Here is a 22,537-nt window from a genome sequence, read left to right as displayed (position 1 = left end):
CGTTGCCCGAGGCGATCTCGGTGGAGGCGGTGCTGATGGCGCCGGAGGCCTCCTGGATGCGGTGGACGATGGACTTGAGCCGCTCGACGGTGGCGTTGGCGTCGTCGCGCATGCGGGCGAACACCCCCCGGAAGTCGCCCTCCATCCGCACCGTCAGGTCGCCCTGGGCCAGGCCGGACAGCAGGCGGGACACTTCCGCCAGACTGATCGCGTTGGCGTCCAGCAGGCTGTTCAGCTGCACCGCCAGCTGCAGCAGGAAGCCCTGCTTGTCGCTGGTGTCGATGCGGCCGGACAGGTCACCGGCGGCCGCGGCCTCGACGATGCGGCTGACCTCCTCCTCGATCCGCACCTCGCCGGTGCGGTCGGCCCACTCGACCACGTAGCCGATGCGGCCGCCGTCGCCGCCGACCACAGGGTTGATGATCAGGCGCATGCTCCGCCCGCCGATGCGGATGTTGGCGCGGTGGGTGCCGGTCAGGGCGGCCAGCATGCGCTCCTGGCGGGACGGGTCGCGGTGGAACATGTCGATGCTGTTGCCGACCACGGTGGCGGCGTCGAAGTCCGGCAGGTCGCGGCGGATGTCCTCCTGCGCCTCGGCCAGCATGCGCAGCAGCGGCCGGTTGGCGTAGACGATCCGGCGCTGGGCGTCGGCGATCATCACGTTGGTGGTCACACAGTCCAGCGCCGTGTGCATGCGCACGTAGGCCCGGGCGCGCGCGCTTTCCTCCGCCTGGCGACCGGCCATGCGCCGACCCAGTTCCACCAGGGCCTGGGCCAGCGAGCCCGGCGCCCACTCGCGGGCGGCAACCGCCTCCGGTACCGGGCGCTCCTCGGCCAGCTCCCGGGCCAGCATCGCCAGCATGCCCGGGGTGGCGCCCAGCTGCAGCAGCTGCCGCCGCAGGCGCACGGCCATCCACGCCAGCACCGCGGCCTCCGTGGCGACGAAGGTCATGTGCAGCAGCGCGCTGGCGGCTGTGGCGGACGGATGCAGCACGGACGGCTGCACGGCCAGGCACGCCGCCTGCCAGGCGGTGAGGGCCGCCGCCGCCGCGACGATGGGCAGCCAGTCGCGGTACTGGAGCAGCAGGGCCAGCAGCAGGACGATCGCGCCAAAGTGGAGCCCGGACATGCCTCCGGACTGGTGGACCAGCGTGACGGCCTGCGCCACCAGCGCCAGCGCCACCACCGTCCGGCCCGGCCGGGTTCCCGGACGCAGCCGCGCCAGTACGGCGACGAGGAGCAGGGCCGGCAGGGCCGCCCCCAGGAACGCGCCCCAGTGGCCACCGGCCACCGCGGCAAACAGCGAGAGGCCCGCCAGCACGGTTGCCACGCCCAGGAACAGCCGGTCGGCCGCGGCCGCCACCTCCTCCAGGCAGGCCGGGGACGCGTGACGGACGGTCAGGATGGATGCGCTATCGGTCATGGATGATCTCCTTCATCGGCATGAGCAGTCGGACGCGGCCACCCGGGAGGGCGGACGCGGCTGGCGGGCAATGGCGGAAACCCCGGGCGTGGACGCGGGGCGATGGCGTCGCGGCTGGTTGCGCCGCGGAACCGACACGCGGCGCAGGTCGTGGTGGCCGGATGCGGCCGGAAGGTGGGACCGGCGGACTTCCGTGTCCCCCAGCTTCACCCGCCGGGAACATCCCGGGGCCGCCATGGTGCGCGGCTCCGCCGGCCCCCCCGGGGATACCGGGGACGTGCAGGGGGACTCCAGTCCCGTGTTCTTCCCTGATCAAACCTCTTCCCCGATTCCCCTGGATCGGGAGCACCCCGACGGGGTGCGCCCTATCCACGACATCGGCGCCGGTGGCGATTGCCTTGAGGTGTGCCTCTGACGGCCGGTTAACGGTTCAAGGGAATGAAGGGAGCCGGGCAGGGCGGGCAGCCGCAGCGGGTGCGCCGGGACGGGGCGCCGCCAAAAAAGAAGGCCGCGCCGTGGAACGCGGCCGTGCCATGCAGGCAAGGGAGACTTGTGCGGTATCAGGCGGCCTTCTGCACCTGGCGCATGCGCGCCAGGCCGCCGACGTCGACGATCAGCGCGACGCGGCCATCGCCCAGGATGGTGGCGCCGGAGATGCCCGGCACGCGCCGGTAGTTCTTTTCCAGGTTCTTGACCACGACCTGCTGCTGGCCCACCAGCTCCTCGACCTCCAGCGCCAGCTTCTGGCCGTCGCCCTCGACCACCACCACCAGCGACTCCCTGCCGCCGCCGTGGTAGCCGTAGGTGTCCGCCAGCGAGATCAGCGGCAGGTACTCGCCGCGCACGCGCAGCACGCGGCCCTCGCCGGCGACGGTGCGGATGTCCTCCGCTTCCGGCTGCAGCGCCTCGAGCACGTGGCTCAACGGCAGGATCAGGATCTCGCCGCCGGTGGACACGACCATGCCGTCGAGGATGGCCAGGGTCAGCGGCAGGCGGATCACCACGCGGGTGCCCTTGCCGGGCGCGCTTTCGATCTGCACCTCGCCGCCCAGGCCCTGGATGTTCCTGCGCACCACGTCCATGCCCACGCCGCGCCCGGACAGGTCGGTGACCTGGTCGGCGGTGGAGAAGCCGGGGGCGAAGATCAGGTCCCAGACCTGCGCGTCGGTCGGGTTCTCCGGCACCTGCAGGCCGCGCTCGGCAGCCTTGGCCAGGATCTTGGCCCGGTCCAGGCCGCGGCCGTCGTCGGCGACCTCGATCACGATGTGCCCACCCTGGTGGGAGGCGGCCAGGGTGATGGTGCCGGTCTCGTCCTTGCCGGCCTGGCGGCGCACCTCGGGCAGCTCCAGGCCGTGGTCGATGGCGTTGCGCACCAGGTGGACCAGCGGGTCGGTGATCTTCTCGATCAGGCCCTTGTCCAGCTCCGTGCCTTCGCCGATCGTCTGCAGGCGCACCTGCTTGCCCAGGCGGGTGGACAGGTCGCGCACCAGGCGCGGGAAGCGGCGGAACACGGCATCCACCGGCAGCATGCGCACGCCGATCACGGCCTCCTGCAGGTCGCGGGTGTTGCGCTCCAGCAGGTCCAGGCCGGCGAACAGGCGCTCGGCCTGGGTCGGGTCCATGCCGCTGGTGCACTGCTTGAGCATGGCCTGGGTGATGACCAGCTCGCCGACCAGGTTGATCAGGGCGTCCACCTTGTCCACGCTCACGCGGATCGAGGTCTCGGCCTCGCCCACGTGCGCGGCGGCCACCGCCGCCGCGGCCTGCCTGCCCTGGGCGGACGTGGCGCCGGCACCGGTGGCGGGCGCGGCGGCCGGCAGCTGCGGCTGGATGTCCAGTTCGCAGTCGTCCACCACCCAGGCGAACACGTCGTCGATGGCGCTGCGCGGGACCTTGCCGCGCAGACCCAGGTCCCAGGCGATGCAGGCTTCCAGCGGATCCAGCTGGGGGAAGTCCGGCATCCGGTCCAGCTTGGCGGTCACGTCCAGGTCGCCCAGCTGCTCCAGCTCGCGCAGGATGCGCAGCGGGTCGTTACCGGTCATGAACAGCGACGGGGCCGGGGCGAAGGCGATCTTCCAGCCCTCCGGCTCCGGCCCGGCGGCCTTGGCCTGCGCGACGGCGGGGGCCGAGCCCAGCTCCTGCTGCAGGCGGGCCATCGCCGCCTCCACCGCCGCCTGGTCGGACGGCTTGCCGTGCTCGGCCTCGGCCAGGAGGGTGCGCAGCACGTCGACCGAGGCGAGCATGGCGTCCACCGCACCGGAGGTGATGGCGCGCTTGCCGCCGCGGATCTCGTCCAGCAGCGTCTCCAGCACGTGGGTCAGCGAGGCCATCTTCTCGAAGCCGAACGTCGCCGCGCCCCCCTTGATCGAGTGGGCGGCGCGGAACACCGAGTTGATGACCTCCGGGTCGGTGCTGCCGCCATCCATGGCCAGCAGTCCGGCCTCCATCGCGTCCAGGCCTTCCCGGCTTTCCTCGAAGTAGGTGGCGTGGAAGCGTTGCAGGTCCATGTTCATGGCGGGGACGGCTCGCTACGGCGGGCGGTATCAGCCCAGGACTTTCTGGACGGTGGCGACCAGCTGCTCGGGGTTGAACGGCTTGACCAGCCAGCCGGTGGCGCCGGCGGCCTTGCCTTCGGCCTTCTTGTCGGCGGCCGACTCGGTGGTCAGCATCAGCAGCGGGGTGAACTTGTAGTCCGGCAGGGCCCGCAGCGCACGGATCAGCGAGATGCCGTCCATGTTGGGCATGTTCACGTCGGTCACCACCGCGTTGAAGCGCTGCTTCTGGGCGCGGTCGAGGGCCACCTGGCCGTCCTCGGCCTCCTCGACGGCGAACCCGGCCGAGGTCAGGGCGAAAGAAACCATCTGGCGCATCGAGGCCGAATCGTCCACTACCAGAATGCGTGCGCTCATGCGGCGTTCTCCACGGTTTGCTTCTTCACTTCGTCTTGGGTGGGAAGGCCCAGCTGCCCGGACAGGCCCAGCAGGCGCGCGGCGTCGCGCAGCGCGTCGCTGCATCCGCGCAGCTCGGTGCGCAGGCCCTGCGCGCCGCGGCTGCGGAAGAAGGCGCACAGCACCTGCATCGCGGCGGTGTGGACACGCCGGACCGCACCGCCGTCCAGGACGACGGCCGGGTCGGTGAGGTGCGCCGCCAGGCGCTCCTTGAGTTCGGCGCTTGCCTCGATGCCGAGGGCCTCGCCAAGGGACACGGTGTTCACCGCGTCTCCGGGATTGGGGTCCGACTGGATAGCGGCCGCGATCGGCCAGGCTTTAGGCCCCGGCACCCGGGCCGCCGGTCTGCAGCAGGCAGGTGGCGTCCAGCAGGATGATCGGCTCGGCGGAGAGGCGGGCGATGCCGCGGAACAGGTCGTTGTGCAGCCGGCCCATGCGGCAGCGGTCGGGGGCCTCGATCTGCGGCTCGGCCAGGGTCACCACGTCCTCGACGGCGCTGACGCGCAGGCCGAGGATGTCGCCCTTGTCCTCGAGCACCACGAAGCGGGTGGCCGGCGTGGTCGGCTGCGACGCCTGGCCCAGGTGCACCCCCAGGTCCAGCACCGGCACCACCTGGCCACGCAGGTTCATCACTCCCAGCATGGCCGGCGGGGTGCCGCGCAGTGCCAGCAGCGGACTGGGCAGCACCACCTCCTGCACTTTCAGCAGCTCCAGGCCGTAGGCCTGGTGGCCGCAGCGCAGGCGCAGCCAGCGCGAAGTGCGTTCCACCGCCGGCGCCGGCGTGGACGGCTCGGCGGAGGCGGGCGCCGCACCGGCCAGGATCGGCGCGCTGCGCGGCGCCGGCACGGCCCGCGGTGCCGGCGCCGCGACACGCGGAGCCGGAGTGGCGGGCGCAGGCGCGGCAGCCGGCGCCGGAGCCGGGGCCGGGGACGCCGTCGCCGTCGGGGTGGTGGCGACCGGCGCGGGCGCCGCCGGCGATGCGGCGGGCGCGGCCGGGGTGTTCATCGGGGCGCCCACCAGCAGTCCGTCCAGGTATTCGTCGAGGACTTCGGCAGCGCTCATGCCGCGCGCTCCAGGACCTCGCCATCGCTGGCCAGGATCCACTCCAGGGCCCGCCGGTAGGCGGACAGGGCACGGCCCGGATAGCCCGCGTCCTCGGCCACCGGCTGCACCAGCGTGTCGGTGTTGCACAGGCGGGTGTCCACCGGCACCGCGTCCTCCCCCCCCAGGGCGCCGTGGGCCTCCTGCATGCGCTTGAGCGCCCCCTGGCCGGCCCGGGTGCGGCGGTCGTACAGGGTCGGAAGCACCGACACCGGCAGCGGCCGCCGGCGCGAGCGCTCGACCATCTCGACGGTGCGGCGCATGCCGGCCAGGCCGTGCAGGGCCAGCGGTTCGGCCTGGGTCGGGATCACCACACGGTCGGCCGCGGCCAGGGCGTTGATCATCAGCAGGCCCAGGGTCGGCGGGCAGTCCAGCAGCACGTAGTCGTGCTGGCCGGCGTGGCGGGCCAGCGCCTGCGACAGGGCCAGGCCCAGGCCCGGCTGGTTGGCGCTGCGCCGCTCCAGCGTGGCCAGGGCGGTCTGCGCGCAGACGAAGCCGAGGTTCTCCACCGGGCTGTGGCGGACCAGCGCCGACAGCGGCTGCGGCGGGGTGGCGAACAGCTCCAGCACGCCCTCCGGCGGCGGATCGGAGGGCACGCCGAAGGCGCGGGTCAGCGAGGCATGCGGGTCCAGGTCGACCAGCAGCACCCGCTGGCCGCGCTGGGCCAGTCCGCGGCCCAGGGCCAGGGTGGTGGTGGTCTTGCCTACGCCGCCCTTCTGGTTGGCGATCGCCCACACGCGCATCGATCCGATCCTCCTGACTTTACGGGTTGGCGGTGGTCGGCCCGTTGCTGCCGCCTTCGGGCACGTCCGCTTCCTTTATCGGCGCCGATGTCACGGCCTTGACTGTGTCCCCGTCCGCGGCCTCCTCTTCATCGGGCGCAGCGAGGATGATCAGCACCACCCGGCGATTGAGGTTGCGGCCCTCCTCGGTGCTGTTGTCCGCGCGCGGGCGGTACTCGCCGTAGCCGACCATGGCCAGCCGCTCGGGCGCCACGCCACGGGCGACGAGCAGGTGCACCACGCTGGCCGCGCGCGCCGCCGACAGCTCCCAGTTGGACGGGAACTGCACGGTGTTGATCGGGCGGTTGTCGGTGTAGCCCTCCACCCGCACCGGGTTGGGCGTGCCCTCCAGCACCTCGGCCATCTTCGCCAGCACCTCGCGCGCGGAGGCGTCCAGTTCCGCCGAGCCGGTGTCGAACAGGATGTCGCTGTTGATCTCGACCTCCAGCCACAGCTCGGCGCGCTTGACCGTGATCAGCCTGGCCTTGACCAGCGGCGCCAGGGCATCCTCCAGGCGCGCGGCGACGTTGCCGAGCTGGCGCTGGGCGCGCTGCACCGCGGCGCGGCTGGCCACGTCCAGCGGCGTGCCGGTGCGGGCGTGCGAGGCCAGCGCCGGCAGCAGGGTGGGGTTGGGCGAGGGCGCCGGTGCCGACGGGCCCTGCTTGGCACCGGAGCGGATCGGCGAGGGGCGGTCGTAGTCCGAGCCCTGCAGCTGGTGGTTGCCGATCTGCACCGGGTTGATGGTGCGCGGCGCGCCGCCGAAGGCAGCGGTGAGCGCGTCGGCCAGCACGCGGTACTTGCCCTCGTTGATCGAGGAGATGGCGTACATCACCACGAAGAACGCCAGCAGCAGCGTCATCAGGTCGGCGTAGGGGATCGCCCAGGCCTCGTGGTTGCCGTGCTCCTCGTGCTTCTTCCTGCGCGCCATCGACGGCTCCGGGTCAGTGCAGGAAGCCGGCGAGCCTGGATTCGATGTTGCGCGGGTTCTCGCCCTGCGCGATCGCGATCAGGCCCTCGATGATCATCTCCCGCTCGCCGGTGCGGCGGCCGATGACCGCCTTGAGCTTGGAGGCGATCGGCAGGAAGAACAGGTTGGCCGAGGCGATGCCGTAGATGGTCGCGGTGAACGCGGCGGCGATGCCGTGGCCGAGCTTGGACGGATCGGCCAGGTTCTTCATCACCGCGATCAGCCCGAACACGGCGCCGACGATGCCCAGGGTCGGGGCGTAGATGCCCATGCCCTCGAACACCTTGGCAGCGGCCAGCTCCTGGTTCTCCTGGCTCTCCAGGTCGATCTCCAGCATGTGCCGGATCTGCTCCGGCTCCACGCCGTCGACCAGCATCTGCAGGCCCTTCTTCAGGAACGGGTCCTCCTGCTCGCCGACCTGCTGCTCCAGGCCCAACAGGCCCTGGCGGCGGGCGATGTTGCTCCATTCCAGGATCTGCGCCATCAGCGCGGCGCGGTCGGCGGCCGGCGGGCGCAGCACCCAGCCGACGATGCCCAGGGCGCGCTTGAACACCGGCGGCGGGGTGTGCACGAAGATCGCGGCGAAGGTGCCGAGGATCACGATCACGAACGCGGCGGCCGACCACAGCGAACCGAGGCCGGCGCCCTTGAGGATGGCGCCGCCGATCAGCGCGACCAGGGCAAGGAGCAGACCGATGAGGCTGAGGATGTCCATATGTCGGGTTATCGGCGCACGTGGACTGGGACTTGAGCGGGAACGCCCGCCGGCATCGCCGCCGGCGCGCGGCTGCGCGGAACGGCGCACGCGCACGGCGTGCGCCGCGCGCTCACGGACTGCTGGCGCGCAGGCCGTCGACGTCCAGGATCAGCGCCAGGCGGCCGTCGCCGATCAGGGTGGCGCCGGCGTAGCCGGGCAGGCCGCGCAGGGCGCGCGGCAGCGGCTTGATCACCACTTCCTCGCGGCCGCGCACCTGGTCCACGATCAGGCCGAAGCGCGCGTCGCCCATCTGCAGCACCACCACCGTCAGCAGCGGTGCCTCGCGGGCCGGGATGCCCAGCCAGTGGCGCAGGTCCACCAGCGGCAGGGTGTGGCTCTGCCGGTCCAGCACCGGGCGGCCGTCGAACCAGCCCAGCGAGGAGGCCGCGGCGTGCAGCACCTCCTGCACGCGCGCCAGCGGCAGCGCGTACACCGCCTCGCCGGCCTGCACCAGCAGGGTCGGCAGGATGGCCAGGGTCAGCGGCACGCGGATCAGGAAGCGGGTGCCACGGCCCAGCTCGGACTGGATCTGGATCTGCCCGCCGAGCTCGCGGATGCGCGACTGCACCACGTCCATGCCCACGCCGCGGCCGGAGATGTCGGTGACCTGGGCCTTGGTCGAGAAGCCCGGCAGGAAGATCAGGTTGAGGCATTCCTCCGGGCCCAGGCGGGCGGCGGCGTCCGGGTCCAGCAGGCCCTTCTCGCGCGCCTTGGCGCGCAGGCGCTCCGGGTCGATGCCGGCGCCGTCGTCGTAGACCTCGATGGCCACGTAGTCGCCTTCCTGCTGCGCGGCCAGGCGCAGCTTGCCTACGCGCGGCTTGCCGGCGGCCTCGCGGATCTCCGGCGGCTCGATGCCGTGGTCGATGCCGTTGCGCACCAGGTGCACCAGCGGATCGGCCAGGGCCTCGACCAGGTTGCGGTCCAGCTCGGTCTCCGCACCGACCATTTCCAGGTCCACTTCCTTGTTGAGGGAGCGGGCCACGTCGCGGGCGACCTTGGGGAAGCGCGAGAACACCTTGCCCACCGGCTGCATGCGCGTGCGCATCACCGCCGACTGCAGGCGCGAGGTGGCCACGTCCAGGCCGGCCACGGCGCGGTCCAGTTCCTCGTCGCGCAGGCGTGCGCGCAGGGTCTTGAGGCGGTTGCGCGCCAGCACCAGTTCGCCGGTCAGGTTGACGATGGCGTCCAGGCGGCGGGTGTCCACGCGCACGGTGTGCTCGGCCTCGGCCGCGGCCGCCGGCTTCGGTGGCGCGGGCGGGCGGGCCGGCGCACGCGGTGCGGGCGCGGGGGCTTGCGTCGCGGGCTTCGGCGCGGCGGCGGCGGGTGCCGTCGGCTTGACGCCGGGAGCGCCGCCCTTGCCGTGCAGCTGGTCCAGCAGCGCCTCGAATTCGTCATCGGTGATGGTGTCGGAGGCCGGTGCCGCGGCCGGCGCCGGCGTGGCCAGGCCCGGGGCACCCCCCTTGCCGTGCAGCTGGTCCAGCAGTGCCTCGAACTCGTCCTCGCTGATGGGGTCCGACGCGGCGGCCGGCGGGGCGGGTGGTGGAGGCGGCGCGGCCTGGAACTTGAACTGGGCGATCAGCGCCGGCGGCGCGGGTTCGGGGTCGGTGCCCGCGGAGAGCGCGTCCACCATGGCCTGCAGCCAGTCCAGCGAGCGCTGCGCGGCGTCGAAGTGCTGCGCCTCCAGCCGGGCCTGGCCGGAACGGGCGGCGCCCAGTGCCTCCTCGGCGGCGTGGCACAGCTCGACCATCGGCTGCACGCCGAGGAAGCCGGCGCCGCCCTTGAGGGTATGGAAGCCGCGGAACACCGCGTTGAGCTGCTCGTGGTCCTCCGGGTCGTGCTCCAGCGTGACCAGCTGCTCGCCGAGGCGGTCCAGGATCTCCTGGGCCTCGATGATGAAGTCGGCCGCGATTTCCGGCGTCACCCCGCTCATGGCCTACAGCCCCAGTCCGGCAAGCAGCGTGTCGGCATCGTCCTGGCTGACGGCGTGGCGGTCCAGGCCGGCCACGGCCGGGCCGGCCAGGGCCGGTTCGGCAGGCCTGCCTTCCTGTGCCAGGCCCAGTTCGCCGAAGCCCTCGTGCATGCGTCGCACGATCCCGGCCACGCGCTTGATGATCTGGCCAGTGATGTCCTGATAGCTCTGGGTCAGCGCGATCTCGGTCAGGTTGGCGCGGATCCGGTCCAGCACCTGGTCCTGGCCCACCGACACGCCCTCGGCGCGCAGGCCCTCGACCAGGGCGCGGCATTCGTCGGCCAGGTCCAGGGTACGGTGGGTGGCCTGTTCGGTGACCGAGATCACGTGGTCCAGGCGCGCGCAGGCGTCGTCCAGCTCGGCGCCGCTGGCGCCGGGCACCTGCGGCAGTTCGCCGAGGGCCTGGCTTAGCTCGCGGGCGAGCCGGCCCAGGCCCTGCACCAGCGGGCGGGTGCGGGCGGCGGCCAGGGCGTCGACCTCGGCGCGCAGGGCGCTCTCGTCGCCGCGCTCCAGGGCGTTGAGTGCTTCGTGCAGGCGCCGGATCAGGGCCCGGCGTTCCGGCGAGGTGGTGCTCATGCGGTGGCCGCCAGCCTCTCGAAGATCTTGTTGAGCTTCTCTTCCAGGGTCTGCGCGGTGAACGGCTTGATGATGTAGCCGTTCACGCCGCACTGGGCCGCCTCGATGATCTGCTCGCGCTTGGCCTCGGCGGTGACCATCAGCACCGGCAGGGCCTTGAGCTTGTCGTCCGAACGGATGGCACGCAGCAGCTCGATGCCGGTCATCCCCGGCATGTTCCAGTCGGTGATGACGAAGTCGAACGGCTGGCTGCGCAGCGCCGCCAGGGCGGTGTGGCCGTCGTCGGCCTCGGCGGTGTTGGTGTACCCCAGATCGTTGAGCAGGTTCTTGACGATGCGCCGCATCGTCGAGAAGTCGTCCACGATCAGGATGCGCATGTTCTTGTTCACTACGTGCTCCGTTTGCAAAAGCCTGCGCGCTCAGTCCTCTTCCAGACCGGCATCGCTCAGTTCGTACTGGGACAGGCGGGCGCGCAGCCGCAGTACCGCCTGGCCGTGGATCTGGCACACGCGGGACTCGCTGACCCCGAGCACCGCGCCGATCTCCTTCAGGTTCAGTTCCTGCTCGTAGTACAGCGACAGCACCAGCTGCTCGCGCTCCGGCAGCTGGCCGATGGCGGCGGCCAGCTCGCGGCCGAAGTCGGCGCGCTCCAGCGCCTGCTGCGGGGTGGGGGCGCCGCTGTGCACCTGCACCTCGCCGTGGTCCTCCACGTGCGAATCCAGGCTCAGCACCTGACCGCGCGAGGCGTCCTCCAGCAGGCGCAGGTACTCCGGCAGCGACATGTCCAGGCGTGCAGCCACCTCCTGCGGGGTGGCGGCGCGGCCGGTGGCCTGCTCGATCTCGCGCACCGCGGCGGCGGCATCGCGCGCGCGCCGGTGCACCGAGCGCGGCACCCAGTCGCCGCGGCGGATCTCGTCGATCATGGCGCCCCGGATGCGGATCGAGGCGTAGGTCTCGAACGAGGCGCCCTGGTCGGGGTCGTAGCTGCGGCTGGCCTCGATCAGGCCGATCATGCCAGCCTGGATCAGGTCGTCGACCTCCACGCTGGCCGGCAGGCGCGCGGCCAGGTGGTGGGCGATGCGCCGGACCAGGTCGGCGTGGCGCGCCACGGCATCGCTGGCGCAGCTGCGCTGGACGGCGCGGTATTCGGCGGCGGCTGCCAGGCTCATGCGACCGCCCCCTGCCGGATCATCCGGTCCACGAAGAACTCGATGTTGCCGCGTGGGGCCGCCGGCGGCTGCCAGCGCGCCGCGCGCCGGGCGATCTCGGCGATGGCCCGCGCCGACGGACTGGCGGGATAGGCGGGGGCGACGGCCTGCTGGCGCTGCACCGCCATGCGCAGCCATTCGCAGTGTGGCACCGCACCCAGGTAATTGAGCGAGACGTCGCCGAGGAAGCGCTCGCACACCCGTGAGAGCTTGTCGTACAGGCCGCGGCCCTCGGCCGGGCTGCGCACCATGTTGGCCACCACCTGTACCCGGTCCACGCCGCGCTCGCGGGACAGGACCTTGATCAGAGCGTAGGCGTCGGTGATCGAGGCCGGCTCGTCGCAGACCACCACCACCGCGTCCTGGGCGGCCTGGCAGAAGGTCAGCACGCTGTCGGTGATGCCGGCGGCGGTGTCCACCACCAGGATGTCCAGCTCGCGCTGCAGGTCGTTGAACACGTTGACCAGACCCACGTGCTGGGCCGGCTGCAGCTCGGCCATGTGCTGGCGACCGGAGGCGGCGGGCACCACCAGCATGCCGCCCGGGCCCTCCATGATCACGTCCTCCAGCTCGCAGCGGCCGGCCACCAGGTCGGCCAGGGTGTACTGCGGGGACAGGCCCAGCAGCACGTCCACGTTGGCCAGGCCCAGATCGGCGTCCAGCAGCAGGGTGCGCTTGCCCAGCGCCGCCAGCGAGGCGGCCAGGTTCACCGACAGGTTGGTCTTGCCCACGCCGCCCTTGCCGCCGGTGACGGCAATGCTGCGGACGGGGGTCAGGGGCTTGTTGGCGGCGGACATGGGCGGGAATCGGACCTCATGCGACGGCATGGTCATGCTCCGGGACGTTCGGCTTATCGGCAGCGCGGCGCAGATCTTCAAGGCGCAGGACCAGGCTGGCCGCGTTGGCCCGGTGCAGGTCCTCGGGGACCCGCTGGCCGTCGGTGATCCAGGTCAGCGGCAGCTGGTGGTCCACGACCACCGACAGGGCGCTGCCCAGCCGGCCGGTCTCGTCCACCTTGGTCAGGACCACGCCCTGGGGCCTGGCGGCACTGAAGCGGCGCACCACCTCGTCCAGGTCGGCGTAGTGGGAATTGGCCGGCAGGACCAGCAGGGTGCTGACCTGGCGGGCGGCACGCAGCCAGTTGAGCTGGCTGGCCAGGGCGCGGTCGCGCTGGCCCAGGCCGGCGGTGTCCACCAGCACCACCCGGTAGTCCTGCAGGCGCTGCAGCAGCTGGATCAGGGCCGCGTCGCTGTCGGCCTCGTGCACGGCGATGCCCAGCTGGCGGCCGTAGCCGTGCAGCTGCTCGCGGCCGCCGATGCGGGCGGTGTCGGTGGTCACCAGGGCGATGTCGCGCGGACCGTGCTCGGCCACGAAGCGCGCCGCCAGCTTGGCGATGGTGGTGGTCTTGCCGGCACCGGTGGGACCGACCAGGGCGATCACGCCGCCCTGGTCCATCGGGTCCACCGGGCAGATCGGCAGCTTCTGCGAGACCAGGCCCAGCATCAGGCCGCGGCCGCGGTGCAGCGGCGTGTCCGGCGGGATCTGCAGGGCCACGTCGCGGGTGATGCCGGCATCGAAGCCGTAGTCCTCCATCAGTTCCATGGCCTGCAGGCGCACCGGCGAACCGCGCAGGCGCTCGTCGGTCAGGCGGTGCATCTCGCGCTCGATCATGGCGCGCATCTGCGCCAGCTCCTCGCGCATGGCCTCCAGCTGTTCGTCGCTGGCCGGGGCCGGCGGCGTCGGCACCGGGGCCAGCGCCGGGGCGGCGGCGCCGGGAGGCGCCGGTGCGACGGCGGGTTCGGCCACGGCGACCGGGGCGGGGGACGCCTGGACCGGGGCCGGTGCGGCTGCCTCCGCCGGGGCCACGCCGGCGCTGACCGCCTGCGCGGTGGGGGTGGCCAGGGCGGCGGCCATGGCCGCGGCGAAGTCCGGACGCGGCGCGGGTGCCGCCGGTGGCTGGACCTGGGCCCCGGCGGGGGCCAGGAACGGGTTGGGGCGCGGCGCCGGCTCGGTGGCCCGCTGCGCCTCCAGCAGGGCGCGCTGCACGGCGTCCTCGTCGTAGTTGCTGGCGGCCACGATCTCCACGCCTTCCTCGGTGCGGCGGTTGGAGAGGATGACCGCGTCCGCGCCGTGCTCGGCGCGCACCATGCGCAGCGCGGTGCGCATGTCGGGGGCGACGAATCGTTTGATCTTCATGGCGCGGAACCGGATCGGGTCAGGCAGTGGGAAAGGGACGGCGGAAGGAGCGGGGCGGGCGGCGGCGGACGCCACCGGCGTCGTGGGCCGCTTGTTCGTGCTTTCGGTCCGGCCATGTGTTCACTTCCTCCGTTCCCCTTGGCCATCAGCTGATCGTGCCGACCAGCTTCAGCCGCTTGTCCTCGGGCACCTCGGTGTAGGCCAGCACCGCCAGCGAAGGCACGCTGTGGCGGACCAGCCGCGCGAGGGCGGCGCGCACCGGCGCCGGCACCAGCACCACCGCCGGCTCGCCACGCGCCTCCTGGCGCTGGGCGCAGTCGGCCAGGCTCTGCTGCAGGCGCTCGGCCAGGCCGGGCTCCAGCGCGGCGCCGTTGCCCTGCACGGAGTCCTGCAAGACCCGTTCCAAAGGCGGGGCCAGGGTGAACACCGGCAGCTCCGGCGACATTCCGGCGATCTCCTGGACGATGAAGCGGCCCAGGGCGTTGCGCACGGCGGCGGTGAGCACGGCCGGGTCCTGGGTGTGGGCGCCGTGCTCGACCAGGGCCTCGACGATCTTGCGCAGCTGGCGCACCGGCACCCGCTCGGTGAGCAGGTTCTGCAGCACCCGCACCACCACCGACAGCGGCAGGGTCTTGGGCGTCAGGTCCTCGACCAGCTTGGGCGCGCTCTTGGCCAGGGTGGCCAGCAGCTGCTGCACCTCCTCGTGGCCCAGCAGCTCCGGTGCGTGCTCGCGCACCAGGTGGGACAGGTGGGTGGCCACCACGGTGGCCGGGTCCACCACGGTGTAGCCCAGCGCCTCGGCCTGGGCACGCTGGTGCGGCTGGATCCACACCGCGTCCAGGCCGAAGGCCGGGTCCTTGCCCTTGATGCCGTCGATCTGGCCGAGCGCACCGCCCGGGTCCAGGGCCAGCTCGCGGTCGGGGTGGATCTCGGCGGTGGCCACCGGCACCCCGTGCACCAGCACGCGGTACTGGTTGGCCTGCAGCTCCAGGTTGTCGCGGATGTGCACCGGCGGCACCAGGAAGCCGATCTCCTGGGTCAGCTTGCGGCGCACGGCCTTGATCCGCGCCATCAGTTCGCCGCCCTGGCCCTTGTCCACCAGCGGGATCAGGCGGTAGCCGACCTCCAGCCCCAGCGGGTCCACCGGGCGCAGCTCGTCCCAGTCCGGCTCGGCGCTGCTGGCGGCCGCCGGCGTCGGCGCGCCGTCGCCGGCCGGATCGGCGGCCGCCGGGGCGCGGGCGTCGCGCTGCCAGAGCTTCCACGCGCAGAAGCCGAGGATCGCCGCCAGCGTCAAAAAGGCGACGTTGGGCATGCCCGGCACCAGGCCGACCACGCCCAGGATGCCGGCGGCGATGGCCAGCGCCTTGTGCTGGCCGAACACCTGGCCCACCACCGCACCGCCCATGTCCTGGGCGCGCGAGGCACGGGTCACCAGCATGGCCACGGCGGTGGACACCAGCAGCGCCGGCAGCTGCGCCACCAGGCCGTCGCCGATGGACAGCAGGGTGTAGGTGGCGGCCGCGTCGGCCACCGGCATGCCGTGCTGGAGCACGCCCACCGCCAGGCCGCCGACCAGGTTGATGGCCAGGATCAGGATGCCGGCGATGGCGTCGCCGCGGATGAACTTGCTGGCGCCGTCCATCGCGCCGTAGAAGTCGGCCTCTTCGCGCACTTCCTCGCGCCGGGCCTTGGCCTCCTCGCGGGTCAGCAGGCCGGCGTTGAGGTCGGCGTCGATGGCCATCTGCTTGCCGGGCATGGCGTCGAGGATGAAGCGCGCGGTTACCTCGGAGATGCGCCCGGCGCCCTTGGTGATGACCACGAAATTGATGATGGTCAGGATGGCGAAGACGACGATACCGACGGTGTAGTTGCCGCCGATCACGAACTCGCCGAAGGCGGCGATCACCTTGCCCGCGGCGTCGTGGCCGTTCTGGCCGTTGAGCAGGATCACGCGGGTGGAGGCCACGTTCAGGGCCAGGCGCAGCATCGTGGTGGTCAGCAGCACGATCGGGAAGATCGTGAAGTCCAGCGGACGCTGCACGTAGACCACGGCCAGCAGCACCACCAGCGACAGGGCGATGTTGAAGGAGAACAGCGCGTCCAGCACCGGCGGGGCCAGCGGCACCACGATCATGGCCAGCATGGCCAGCACCACCAGGGGCGCGCCCAGGCCGTTGCGGGCCAGCTCCAGCAGGCGCCGCGCCAGCGGCGGGGAAGCCACGGTGCTCACCGGCCGTCACCCTCCGGGAACTCGTCCACCTCGACCCGGCCCAGCTCCGGGTGGGCCCTGAGGGTGCCGGCACGCCAGGCGCGCAGCTGGTAGACGTAGGACAGCACCTGGGCGACAGCGGCGTACAGTCTCACGGGGATTTCCTTGCCTAGCTGGCCTTCGCGATACAAGGCGCGTGCCAGAGGCGGTGCGGACACCAGGGCCACGCGGTGGCGTGCGGCCACCTCGCGGATGCGCAGGGCCACCTCGTCCACGCCCTTGGCCACCACGGTGGGGGCGCGCATGGTGCCGCCGTCGTACTTGAGCGCCACGGCGTAGTGGGTCGGGTTGACCACCACCACGTCCGCGGTGGGCACGGCCTCCATCATCCGCCGCTGCGACAACTGGAACTGGATCTGCCGGATCCGGCCCTTGACCTGCGGGTTGCCCTCGCTCTCCTTTAGCTCCTCGCGCAGCTCCTGGCGGGTCATCTTCAGCTTCCGCGTCCAGTTCCACTTCTGGTACGGGACGTCGGCGGCGGCCAGCAGCAGCAGTGCGGCGCCGGAGGCCAGCAGCAGGGTCGCGGCAAAATGCAGGCCGGTGCGGACGGCGTCCTCCAGGGCCTGGTTGGGCATGACCCGCAGCACGTCCATGCCGTGGGCCAGGGCCAGGCCGGCGGCGGTGCCCACCAGCACCACCCGCAGCAGCGACTTGGCCAGCTCGGCCAGGCTGGTGGGGCCGTAGATGCGCTTGAGCCCGGACAGCGGGTTGAGGCGGTTGATGTCCGGGACCAGGGCCTTGGGCGCGGAGGTGAAGCCGCCCAGCACCATCGGCGCCCCGAAGGCCGCCAGCAGGCATGTCGCCATCAGCGGGGCAACCACCAGCAGCAGCTTCAGCAGCAGCAGGCCCATGTGCGGGAACAGCCGCTCGGGCGCGCCCAGCAGGGCCGGTTCCGGGCTCAGCGCGCTGCGCAGCCAGCCCTGCGCCCCGCGCCCGAACAGCGGGCCGGCGGTGACCAGCGTCACCACCCCGGCGCCAAACACGGCCACGGTCGCCAGCTCGTGCGAGCGCGGCAGGTTGCCCTGCTCGCGCGCCTGGCGCAGGCGTTTTTCGGTAGGTTGTTCGGTGCGTTCCTGGCCGTCCTCGTTCTCGGCCATGGCCGGCTCCTGCACACGGGGATCCAGCGCAGGTCATGCAAGTCCCGTTCCAGCCGCCGTCAGCCGGCCGGGGTCTCCTCCGCGGGGGCCGCGGCCGGTCCGGGCCGGGGCAGCGGCCCGGGCCGGCCGATGTGGTAGCCCTGGACCCAGTCCACGCCCAGGCCACCCAGCTCGGCGAGGATGGCCTCGTCCTCGACGTACTCGGCCACGGTCTCGGCCTGGTAGGCGCGGGCGATGGCGACCATGGCCCGGACCAGGTCGCGGTCGCGCGGGTTGCGGGCGATGTTGCGGATGAAGCTGCCGTCGGTCTTGATCAGGTCGATGGGCAGCTGCTGCAGGCGCTCGAAGCTCTGCATGCCGGTGCCGAAGTCGTCCAGGGCGATCAGGCAGCCGCGCCGGCTCAGGCCCTCCAGCAGCGGCCGCGCCTGGGCCATGCCGCCGGAGACCACCCGCTCGGTGACCTCGAAGCACAGCCGGGAGGCGCAGCCGGGCAGGGCGTCGAGCTGGTACGGCAGCCAGTTGCGGAACTGCTCGGAGATCAGGCTGCGCCCGGTCAGGTTCACCGCCAGGCGCCGGTACGGCAGCGGCCCGGGATGGGCCCGCATCCACTTCAGCAGGTGCTCGATCACCGCCCGGTCCAGCTCCACCACGCCGCGGCTGGCCTCCAGCTCGGCCATGTACTCGTGCGGCAGCAGCAGGCGGCCGTCGTCGTCGCGCAGACGGCACAGGATCTCGCCCATGGCCGGGACGGCCTCGCCCAGCCGGCGTATCGGCTGCACGTGCAGCTCGATGCGGCGGCGTCGCAGCAGCGACAGCGCCAGCGAATGGGTTTCCAGCAGGGCGCGCAGCGCCACCGGGTCGGACTGCCCCTGCGCGAACACCGGCGCGGTCTCGCCGCGGTCGCGCGCGCACTGCATGGTGCCGTAGGCCGCGTGCAGGGCCAGCTCCAGCGCCTGCGGGCTGGCGTCGCGCAGCATGGCCACGCCCAGGTGCGGCTCGATGCGCACGCACACGTTGTCGTAGCGGAACTCGAACTGCTCCACCCGCGCCAGCAGCGCCTTCCACGACACCTGGTCGGTGTCCGGAACCAGCACGAACCGGCCCATGCCCAGGGTGTAGGCCTGCACGTCCGGCCCCAGGTGCCGGTACAGGGCCGCGGTCAGCGCCTCCTGCGCCGGCAGGCCGAGGCCGGCCATCAGGCTGTCCAGATGCTCCACGCCCAGGCAGGCGATCTCCGCCGGCGGGCTGTCGCGCCGGGCCAGGTCGTGGCGCAGGGCGTTGAGGTTGGGCACGCCGCTCAGGCCGTCGCGGCGGCCTTCCTCGGCCAGCCGCGCCATCGTCCGGCGGTTGTCGCGGCTGATCACCAGGGTCAGCACCATCAGTTGCTGGGCCATGCTCATCTCCAGGCCGATCTGCAGCAGCTGCAGCGCGTCGGTGCGCAGCCCGGAACGGGTGCCGGCGCCCACCAGGACACCAGCAGGGTGGTGACGCAGGCGATCAGCGGCGCCGACCAGCGCCAGGGCAGGCGCAGCACCGCCCACATCACCAGGCCGGCGAACATCAGGCGCTGGTCCAGCAGGCCGCCGAGCAGGTGCCCGGACGGCGAGGGCACGGCCCACAGCATCACGCCCAGCAGCAGGCTGTAGGCGGCCACCAGTACGACCTCCCAAGCGCGCAGCGGCACCTGCATCGGCGCCGGCTCGCGGCGGCCGGTGACCCACAGCACCAGCGGGAGCGTGACGCAGAGCACGCCGTAGAAGCGCGAGAAGCCCACCCGGATGGCCTGTTCGAACAGCGCCTCGCCCTCCAGGCCGGAGAACAGCCCGGCGAAGGCCAGGTGCGCCACCGCCCAGCCGGCCGGGTACAGGGCGAAGGCCACCGCGCCGAAGGGGACGATGTCCTCCTGGCGGAACAGCAGCCGCTGCCGCGGCCAGCCGGCCAGGCGTGCGCACAGCAGGGTCCAGCCGTACATGGACAGGTACAGCGGCAGCGTGCCCAGGAACCGCTGCACCACCTCGCCCGGGTAGAGCAGCACCAGCTGCGCGCACCAGGACAGCAGCAGGGCCAGGAAGCCCACGTGGAAGTAGCGCCGGTCCGGCATCAGCATCGGCAGCGCCAGCAGCAGGCCCCAGTGCAGGTTGACCAGCGACGACGGGCCGGCGTAGGGCCGGAACTCCGGCCAGTAGGGGATCGGCAGGAACGGCAGCAGGAAGCAGGCGATCGCGACCAGGATCGCCTCGCGCTTGCAGCGGCCGGACCGGTGCCCCTTGCATTGCCCCCTTTGCACCGGCCATACCGGCGCACGTGACTATGCGTGAGCGGAAGGCCGATGAAAACCCTGCCGATGGTCGATGCCGCACCCGGCCCGCCGCCGCGGACCGCGGAGTGCCCGGGCCGGGGCTGCCGGCCTCAGGGGGCGGTGACCCGCGCGGCGGCGCCGTAGGCGGTGTCCAGCAGGGCGCGCAGTGGCGCGGCCAGCTCGCCGGCCAGCACCGCCAGCAGGAACAGGCCCATCAGCACCGCCACCGGCAGGCCCAGCTGGATCGGGTTGAGCGCCGGCGCCGCCCGCGCCAGCACGCCGAAGGCCAGGTTGCAGGCCAGCAGGGCCACCATCACCGGCAGGGCCAGGGTCAGACCACCGCGCAGCACCTGGGTGAACAGGTCCGGCACCACCGCCAGCATCGCCTGTGCGTCCGGCCAGGGTGCCGCCAGCGGCAGGGCCTGGTAGCTGCGCACCAGCAGGGTGACCATCGCCAGGTGGCCGTCGGAGGCGAAGAACAGCAGCCCGAAGGCCAGATAGAACCACTGCGCGACCACGCCGGAGCTGGTGCCGCGCAGCGGGTCGCTCATCTGAGCGAAGGACAAGCCCATGCCCTGCGACACCAGCTCGCCGGCCAGGGCGCCGGCCTCGAACATCAGGCGCAGGACGAAGCCCATGGCCACGCCCAGCGCCAGCTCGCGGGCCACGCCCATCACGGTGGCCGCGTCCAGCCCCGCGAACTCCGGCACCGGCGGCAGCATCGGCGCGATCGCCAGGGCCAGGGTGCCGGCCAGCAGCACCCGCACCCGCGCCGGCAGCGCCCGGGTGCCGACCACCGGCATGGCCATGAGCATGGCCCCGGTACGCAGCATGGTCCACATGACCGTCACGATCATGCCGAAGGCCGCCTGGCCGTCGATGACCATCCGCGTGGCCGCGTCCATGCCGTGCTCAGCCGATCAGGTGCGGGATGCGGTGAAACAGCGCGACCGTGTAGTCGACCAGGTAGGCCAGGAGGAAGCTGCCGATGGCGAACAGCGCGGCGGTCAGGGTCACGGCCTTGGCGATGAAGGCGATGGTCGGCTCATTGATCTGGGTGGCCGCCTGGACCACGCCGACCACCACGCCGACCACCAGCACGCACAGCAGCAGCGGGCCGCCGACCCAGAGCATCACCTCCAGGCCGCGGCGCAGTTCGGTGAGGGCCAGTTCCGGGGTCATGTCAGACTCCGTTGAAGCTGGCCGCCAGGGTGCCCACGGTCAGCACCCAGCCGTCCACCAGGATGAACAGCAGGATCTTGAACGGCGCGGAGATGAGCATCGGCGAGAGCATCATCATGCCCATGGACATCAGCACGCTGGCCACCACCAGGTCGATGATCACGAACGGGATGTAGATCAGGAAGCCGATCTCGAATGCGGTCTTCAGCTCGGAGGTGACGAACGAGGCCACCAGCACCGGGAACGGCACCGCGTCCGGGCCGCTGTAGGTGTCGTGCCCGGCCAGGCCGGCGAAGGTCATCAGGTCGGTCTCGCGCACCTGCGCCAGCATGAACGCGCGCAGCGGCTCGGTGCCCAGTTGCCAGGCGGTGCGGAAGTCCATCTCGCCGTTGAGGTACGGCGCCAGGCCCGCGTCCCAGGCCTTCTGCCAGACCGGCAGCATCACCAGCGCGGTGAGGAACAGGCCCAGGCCGATCAGGACCTGGTTGGACGGCGTCTGGCCGGTGCCCAGCGCCTGGCGCAGCAGCGCCAGCACGATCATGATCCGGGTGAAGGCGGTCATCACCAGCAGCAGCGAAGGCAGCAGGGTGATGGAGGTCATCAGCAGCAGCGTCTGCAGCGGCACGCTGACCGGGGCGTCGCCGATGCGGCCCACGGTCACGTCGGGCAGGGTCGGCAGCTGCGGCGGCACCGGGGGCACCGGCGCGGCGGGCGCGGCCTGGGCCAGCAGCGGCAGGCAGGCCAGCGCCAGCAGGAGCAGCGGCGCGGCAAGGCGCCGCGCATACACGGGCAGGGAAGGTGGCATCGTTATGGATCCTTGCGCAGCCGCCTGGCCAGCAGCTGGGCGAAGTCGGGCAGGTTCTGCGGCAGACGCACCGGCCCGGGCGCCGGCAGCGGTTCGGGCAGTTCGTGCAGCAGGGTCACGCCGCCGGCGGACACGCCCAGCAGCAGCTGGCGCGAGCCGACCTGGACCACCACGGCACGTTCCTTGGTGCCCAGCGGCAGGGTGGCCACCACGCGCAGGCCGTCGCCCGGGCGGAACCCGGCGCCCGGCAGGCGGCGCAGCAGCCAGGCCAGGCCCAGGATCAGGCCCAGCACCAGCAGCATGGCCATGAACGCGCCCAGCAGCCCGGGGCCGTGCGCGCCCGGCTGCACGGCGGCCTGCGCCGCCGGCCGTACCGCGGTGGCGGCGGTGGCCAGCAACGGGATCACCGCAGCCTCCGGATGCGCTCGCTGGGGCTGACCACGTCGGTCAGGCGCACGCCGAAACGGTCGTTGATCACCACCACCTCGCCGTGGGCGATCAGGGTGCCGTTGACGAATACGTCCAGCGGCTCGCCGGCGCCGCGCTCCAGCTCGATCACCGAGCCCTGGTTGAGCTGCAGCAGGTTGCGGATCGGCATGCGCGTGCGTCCCACCTCCAGCGACAGGGTCACCGGCACGTCCAGGATCACGTCCAGGTTCAGGTCGCGGGCGTCGGTGGCGGTCTCGTCCTGCAGCGCGTCGAACTGCGCCGGGCTGGCCTCGGGATTGTCGGTGGTGTTCATGCGGGCGTTTCCTCGGAAGGGTGGGTGACGCGCGGGGCGGGGGTGCCCGGCGGGGCCCCAGCCGACGGCCGCTCGCGCGCGCCGGCGGGGGCGTCCATGGCCAGGTGCGAGCCGCCGATGAAGGCGAACAGGGTCATGATCAGCGGCAGCAGGAACGACAGCACCAGGCCGCGCTTGGCCTCCGGCGTGGCCAGGTCGCGCGTGCCCAGGCTCACC

Annotated in this window: 23 protein-coding genes and 1 pseudogene; all 24 read right to left on the bottom strand. The window is 72.5% G+C overall.

All coding sequences use genetic code 11. From position 1 onward, the window contains the following. Positions 1-1,423 (bottom strand): PAS domain-containing protein (locus CR938_RS10415; RefSeq protein ID WP_343038583.1); only part of this gene is annotated, 1,423 nt, incomplete at its 3' end. Between the two features lie 560 nt (positions 1,424-1,983). Continuing rightward, a complete protein-coding gene (locus CR938_RS10410) occupies positions 1,984-3,936 on the bottom strand; it encodes a chemotaxis protein CheA (RefSeq protein ID WP_162124949.1) in 1,953 nt (650 codons plus the stop codon). A 30-nt stretch (positions 3,937-3,966) separates the two neighbouring features. Then, the gene (locus tag CR938_RS10405) at positions 3,967-4,332 is read right to left on the bottom strand and encodes a response regulator (RefSeq protein WP_162124948.1); all 366 of its coding nucleotides are present in this window, start codon (positions 4,330-4,332) and stop codon (positions 3,967-3,969) included. Then, positions 4,329-4,637: an STAS domain-containing protein gene (locus CR938_RS10400; RefSeq protein WP_162124947.1), complete on the bottom strand. Its 309-nt coding sequence runs from the start codon at positions 4,635-4,637 to the stop codon at positions 4,329-4,331. Before CR938_RS10400 ends, CR938_RS10405 begins: the two co-directional genes overlap by 4 nt. Before the next feature lie 52 nt (positions 4,638-4,689). Beyond that, positions 4,690-5,433 (bottom strand): chemotaxis protein CheW, encoded by a 744-nt coding sequence (locus tag CR938_RS10395; protein ID WP_162124946.1) that lies wholly within the window; start codon positions 5,431-5,433, stop codon positions 4,690-4,692. Continuing rightward, positions 5,430-6,215 (bottom strand): ParA family protein, encoded by a 786-nt coding sequence (locus tag CR938_RS10390; RefSeq protein WP_162124945.1) that lies wholly within the window; start codon positions 6,213-6,215, stop codon positions 5,430-5,432. Before CR938_RS10390 ends, CR938_RS10395 begins: the two co-directional genes overlap by 4 nt. 19 nt (positions 6,216-6,234) lie before the next feature. After that, the gene (motD, locus tag CR938_RS10385) at positions 6,235-7,182 is read right to left on the bottom strand and encodes a flagellar motor protein MotD (protein WP_162124944.1); all 948 of its coding nucleotides are present in this window, start codon (positions 7,180-7,182) and stop codon (positions 6,235-6,237) included. Positions 7,183-7,195: 13 nt separating this feature from the next. Then, positions 7,196-7,936: a flagellar motor protein gene (locus CR938_RS10380; RefSeq protein WP_019397891.1), complete on the bottom strand. Its 741-nt coding sequence runs from the start codon at positions 7,934-7,936 to the stop codon at positions 7,196-7,198. A gap of 112 nt (positions 7,937-8,048) precedes the next feature. Then, positions 8,049-9,908, bottom strand: coding sequence for a chemotaxis protein CheA (locus tag CR938_RS10375; protein WP_162124943.1), 1,860 nt, complete (start codon positions 9,906-9,908; stop codon positions 8,049-8,051). Positions 9,909-9,911: 3 nt separating this feature from the next. Next, on the bottom strand, positions 9,912-10,523 hold the full coding sequence (locus CR938_RS10370; RefSeq protein ID WP_162124942.1) for a protein phosphatase CheZ: 612 nt from the start codon (positions 10,521-10,523) through the stop codon (positions 9,912-9,914). Then, positions 10,520-10,912, bottom strand: a complete 393-nt coding sequence (cheY, locus tag CR938_RS10365) for a chemotaxis response regulator CheY (RefSeq protein WP_162124941.1) — start codon at positions 10,910-10,912, stop codon at positions 10,520-10,522. Before cheY ends, CR938_RS10370 begins: the two co-directional genes overlap by 4 nt. A 30-nt stretch (positions 10,913-10,942) precedes the next feature. Next, positions 10,943-11,692 (bottom strand): RNA polymerase sigma factor FliA, encoded by a 750-nt coding sequence (locus CR938_RS10360; RefSeq protein WP_162124940.1) that lies wholly within the window; start codon positions 11,690-11,692, stop codon positions 10,943-10,945. Further along, positions 11,689-12,558 carry a P-loop NTPase gene (locus tag CR938_RS10355; RefSeq protein ID WP_211365218.1) on the bottom strand — a complete coding sequence of 290 codons (870 nt, stop codon included), beginning with the start codon at positions 12,556-12,558 and terminating at the stop codon, positions 11,689-11,691. The genes CR938_RS10360 and CR938_RS10355 overlap by 4 nt, the downstream gene beginning before the upstream one ends. Beyond that, on the bottom strand, positions 12,545-13,927 hold the full coding sequence (gene flhF, locus CR938_RS10350) for a flagellar biosynthesis GTPase FlhF (protein WP_162124938.1): 1,383 nt from the start codon (positions 13,925-13,927) through the stop codon (positions 12,545-12,547). The genes CR938_RS10355 and flhF overlap by 14 nt, the downstream gene beginning before the upstream one ends. A gap of 145 nt (positions 13,928-14,072) precedes the next feature. After that, the gene (gene flhA / locus CR938_RS10345; protein ID WP_246191040.1) at positions 14,073-16,070 is read right to left on the bottom strand and encodes a flagellar biosynthesis protein FlhA; all 1,998 of its coding nucleotides are present in this window, start codon (positions 16,068-16,070) and stop codon (positions 14,073-14,075) included. 83 nt (positions 16,071-16,153) lie between these two features. Beyond that, positions 16,154-17,293, bottom strand: a complete 1,140-nt coding sequence (flhB, locus tag CR938_RS10340) for a flagellar biosynthesis protein FlhB (protein WP_162124937.1) — start codon at positions 17,291-17,293, stop codon at positions 16,154-16,156. A gap of 59 nt (positions 17,294-17,352) precedes the next feature. Then, complete coding sequence (locus CR938_RS10335) at positions 17,353-18,759, bottom strand: EAL domain-containing protein (RefSeq protein WP_162124936.1); 1,407 nt, start codon at positions 18,757-18,759, stop codon at positions 17,353-17,355. After that, positions 18,690-19,580, bottom strand: coding sequence for a hypothetical protein (locus CR938_RS10330; protein WP_162124935.1), 891 nt, complete (start codon positions 19,578-19,580; stop codon positions 18,690-18,692). The genes CR938_RS10335 and CR938_RS10330 overlap by 70 nt, the downstream gene beginning before the upstream one ends. A gap of 122 nt (positions 19,581-19,702) precedes the next feature. Next, positions 19,703-20,497: a flagellar biosynthetic protein FliR gene (fliR, locus tag CR938_RS10325; RefSeq protein WP_162124934.1), complete on the bottom strand. Its 795-nt coding sequence runs from the start codon at positions 20,495-20,497 to the stop codon at positions 19,703-19,705. Between the two features lie 7 nt (positions 20,498-20,504). After that, positions 20,505-20,774 carry a flagellar biosynthetic protein FliQ gene (locus CR938_RS10320; RefSeq protein ID WP_162124933.1) on the bottom strand — a complete coding sequence of 90 codons (270 nt, stop codon included), beginning with the start codon at positions 20,772-20,774 and terminating at the stop codon, positions 20,505-20,507. Position 20,775: 1 nt separating this feature from the next. After that, a complete protein-coding gene (gene fliP, locus CR938_RS10315; RefSeq protein ID WP_162124932.1) occupies positions 20,776-21,579 on the bottom strand; it encodes a flagellar type III secretion system pore protein FliP in 804 nt (267 codons plus the stop codon). Positions 21,580-21,581: 2 nt separating this feature from the next. Continuing rightward, positions 21,582-21,986 carry a flagellar biosynthetic protein FliO gene (gene fliO / locus CR938_RS10310; RefSeq protein WP_425502438.1) on the bottom strand — a complete coding sequence of 135 codons (405 nt, stop codon included), beginning with the start codon at positions 21,984-21,986 and terminating at the stop codon, positions 21,582-21,584. Next, positions 21,983-22,321 (bottom strand): flagellar motor switch protein FliN, encoded by a 339-nt coding sequence (gene fliN / locus CR938_RS10305; RefSeq protein ID WP_162124931.1) that lies wholly within the window; start codon positions 22,319-22,321, stop codon positions 21,983-21,985. The genes fliO and fliN overlap by 4 nt, the downstream gene beginning before the upstream one ends. Further along, positions 22,318-22,537, bottom strand: a pseudogene (locus tag CR938_RS10300) (hypothetical protein); the annotation flags it as partial. The gene fliN and the pseudogene CR938_RS10300, both read right to left, overlap by 4 nt.

This window comes from Pseudoxanthomonas taiwanensis (assembly GCF_010093135.1).
Taxonomy (GTDB): Bacteria; Pseudomonadota; Gammaproteobacteria; order Xanthomonadales; family Xanthomonadaceae; genus Pseudoxanthomonas; species Pseudoxanthomonas taiwanensis.
The sequence above is the reverse complement of the archived record's forward strand: the minus strand, read 5'-3'. Positions and strand labels throughout refer to the sequence as shown.

Bases quoted from the DNA above. Each gene is read 5' to 3' on its own strand.
- CR938_RS10410 (WP_162124949.1), bottom strand. From the start codon at position 3,936: ATGAACATGGACCTGCAACGCTTCCACGCCACCTACTTCGAGGAAAGC.
- CR938_RS10405 (WP_162124948.1), bottom strand. From the start codon at position 4,332: ATGAGCGCACGCATTCTGGTAGTGGACGATTCGGCCTCGATGCGCCAG.
- CR938_RS10395 (WP_162124946.1), bottom strand. From the start codon at position 5,433: ATGAGCGCTGCCGAAGTCCTCGACGAATACCTGGACGGACTGCTGGTG.
- CR938_RS10390 (WP_162124945.1), bottom strand. From the start codon at position 6,215: ATGCGCGTGTGGGCGATCGCCAACCAGAAGGGCGGCGTAGGCAAGACC.
- motD (WP_162124944.1), bottom strand. From the start codon at position 7,182: ATGGCGCGCAGGAAGAAGCACGAGGAGCACGGCAACCACGAGGCCTGG.
- CR938_RS10380 (WP_019397891.1), bottom strand. From the start codon at position 7,936: ATGGACATCCTCAGCCTCATCGGTCTGCTCCTTGCCCTGGTCGCGCTG.
- CR938_RS10375 (WP_162124943.1), bottom strand. From the start codon at position 9,908: ATGAGCGGGGTGACGCCGGAAATCGCGGCCGACTTCATCATCGAGGCC.
- CR938_RS10370 (WP_162124942.1), bottom strand. From the start codon at position 10,523: ATGAGCACCACCTCGCCGGAACGCCGGGCCCTGATCCGGCGCCTGCAC.
- CR938_RS10360 (WP_162124940.1), bottom strand. From the start codon at position 11,692: ATGAGCCTGGCAGCCGCCGCCGAATACCGCGCCGTCCAGCGCAGCTGC.
- CR938_RS10355 (WP_211365218.1), bottom strand. From the start codon at position 12,558: ATGCCGTCGCATGAGGTCCGATTCCCGCCCATGTCCGCCGCCAACAAG.
- flhF (WP_162124938.1), bottom strand. From the start codon at position 13,927: ATGAAGATCAAACGATTCGTCGCCCCCGACATGCGCACCGCGCTGCGC.
- flhA (WP_246191040.1), bottom strand. From the start codon at position 16,070: ATGCTGGCCATGATCGTGGTGCCGCTGGCCCCGCCGGTGCTGGACGCG.
- flhB (WP_162124937.1), bottom strand. From the start codon at position 17,293: ATGGCCGAGAACGAGGACGGCCAGGAACGCACCGAACAACCTACCGAA.
- fliR (WP_162124934.1), bottom strand. From the start codon at position 20,497: ATGGACGCGGCCACGCGGATGGTCATCGACGGCCAGGCGGCCTTCGGC.
- CR938_RS10320 (WP_162124933.1), bottom strand. From the start codon at position 20,774: ATGACCCCGGAACTGGCCCTCACCGAACTGCGCCGCGGCCTGGAGGTG.
- fliP (WP_162124932.1), bottom strand. From the start codon at position 21,579: ATGCCACCTTCCCTGCCCGTGTATGCGCGGCGCCTTGCCGCGCCGCTG.
- fliN (WP_162124931.1), bottom strand. From the start codon at position 22,321: ATGAACACCACCGACAATCCCGAGGCCAGCCCGGCGCAGTTCGACGCG.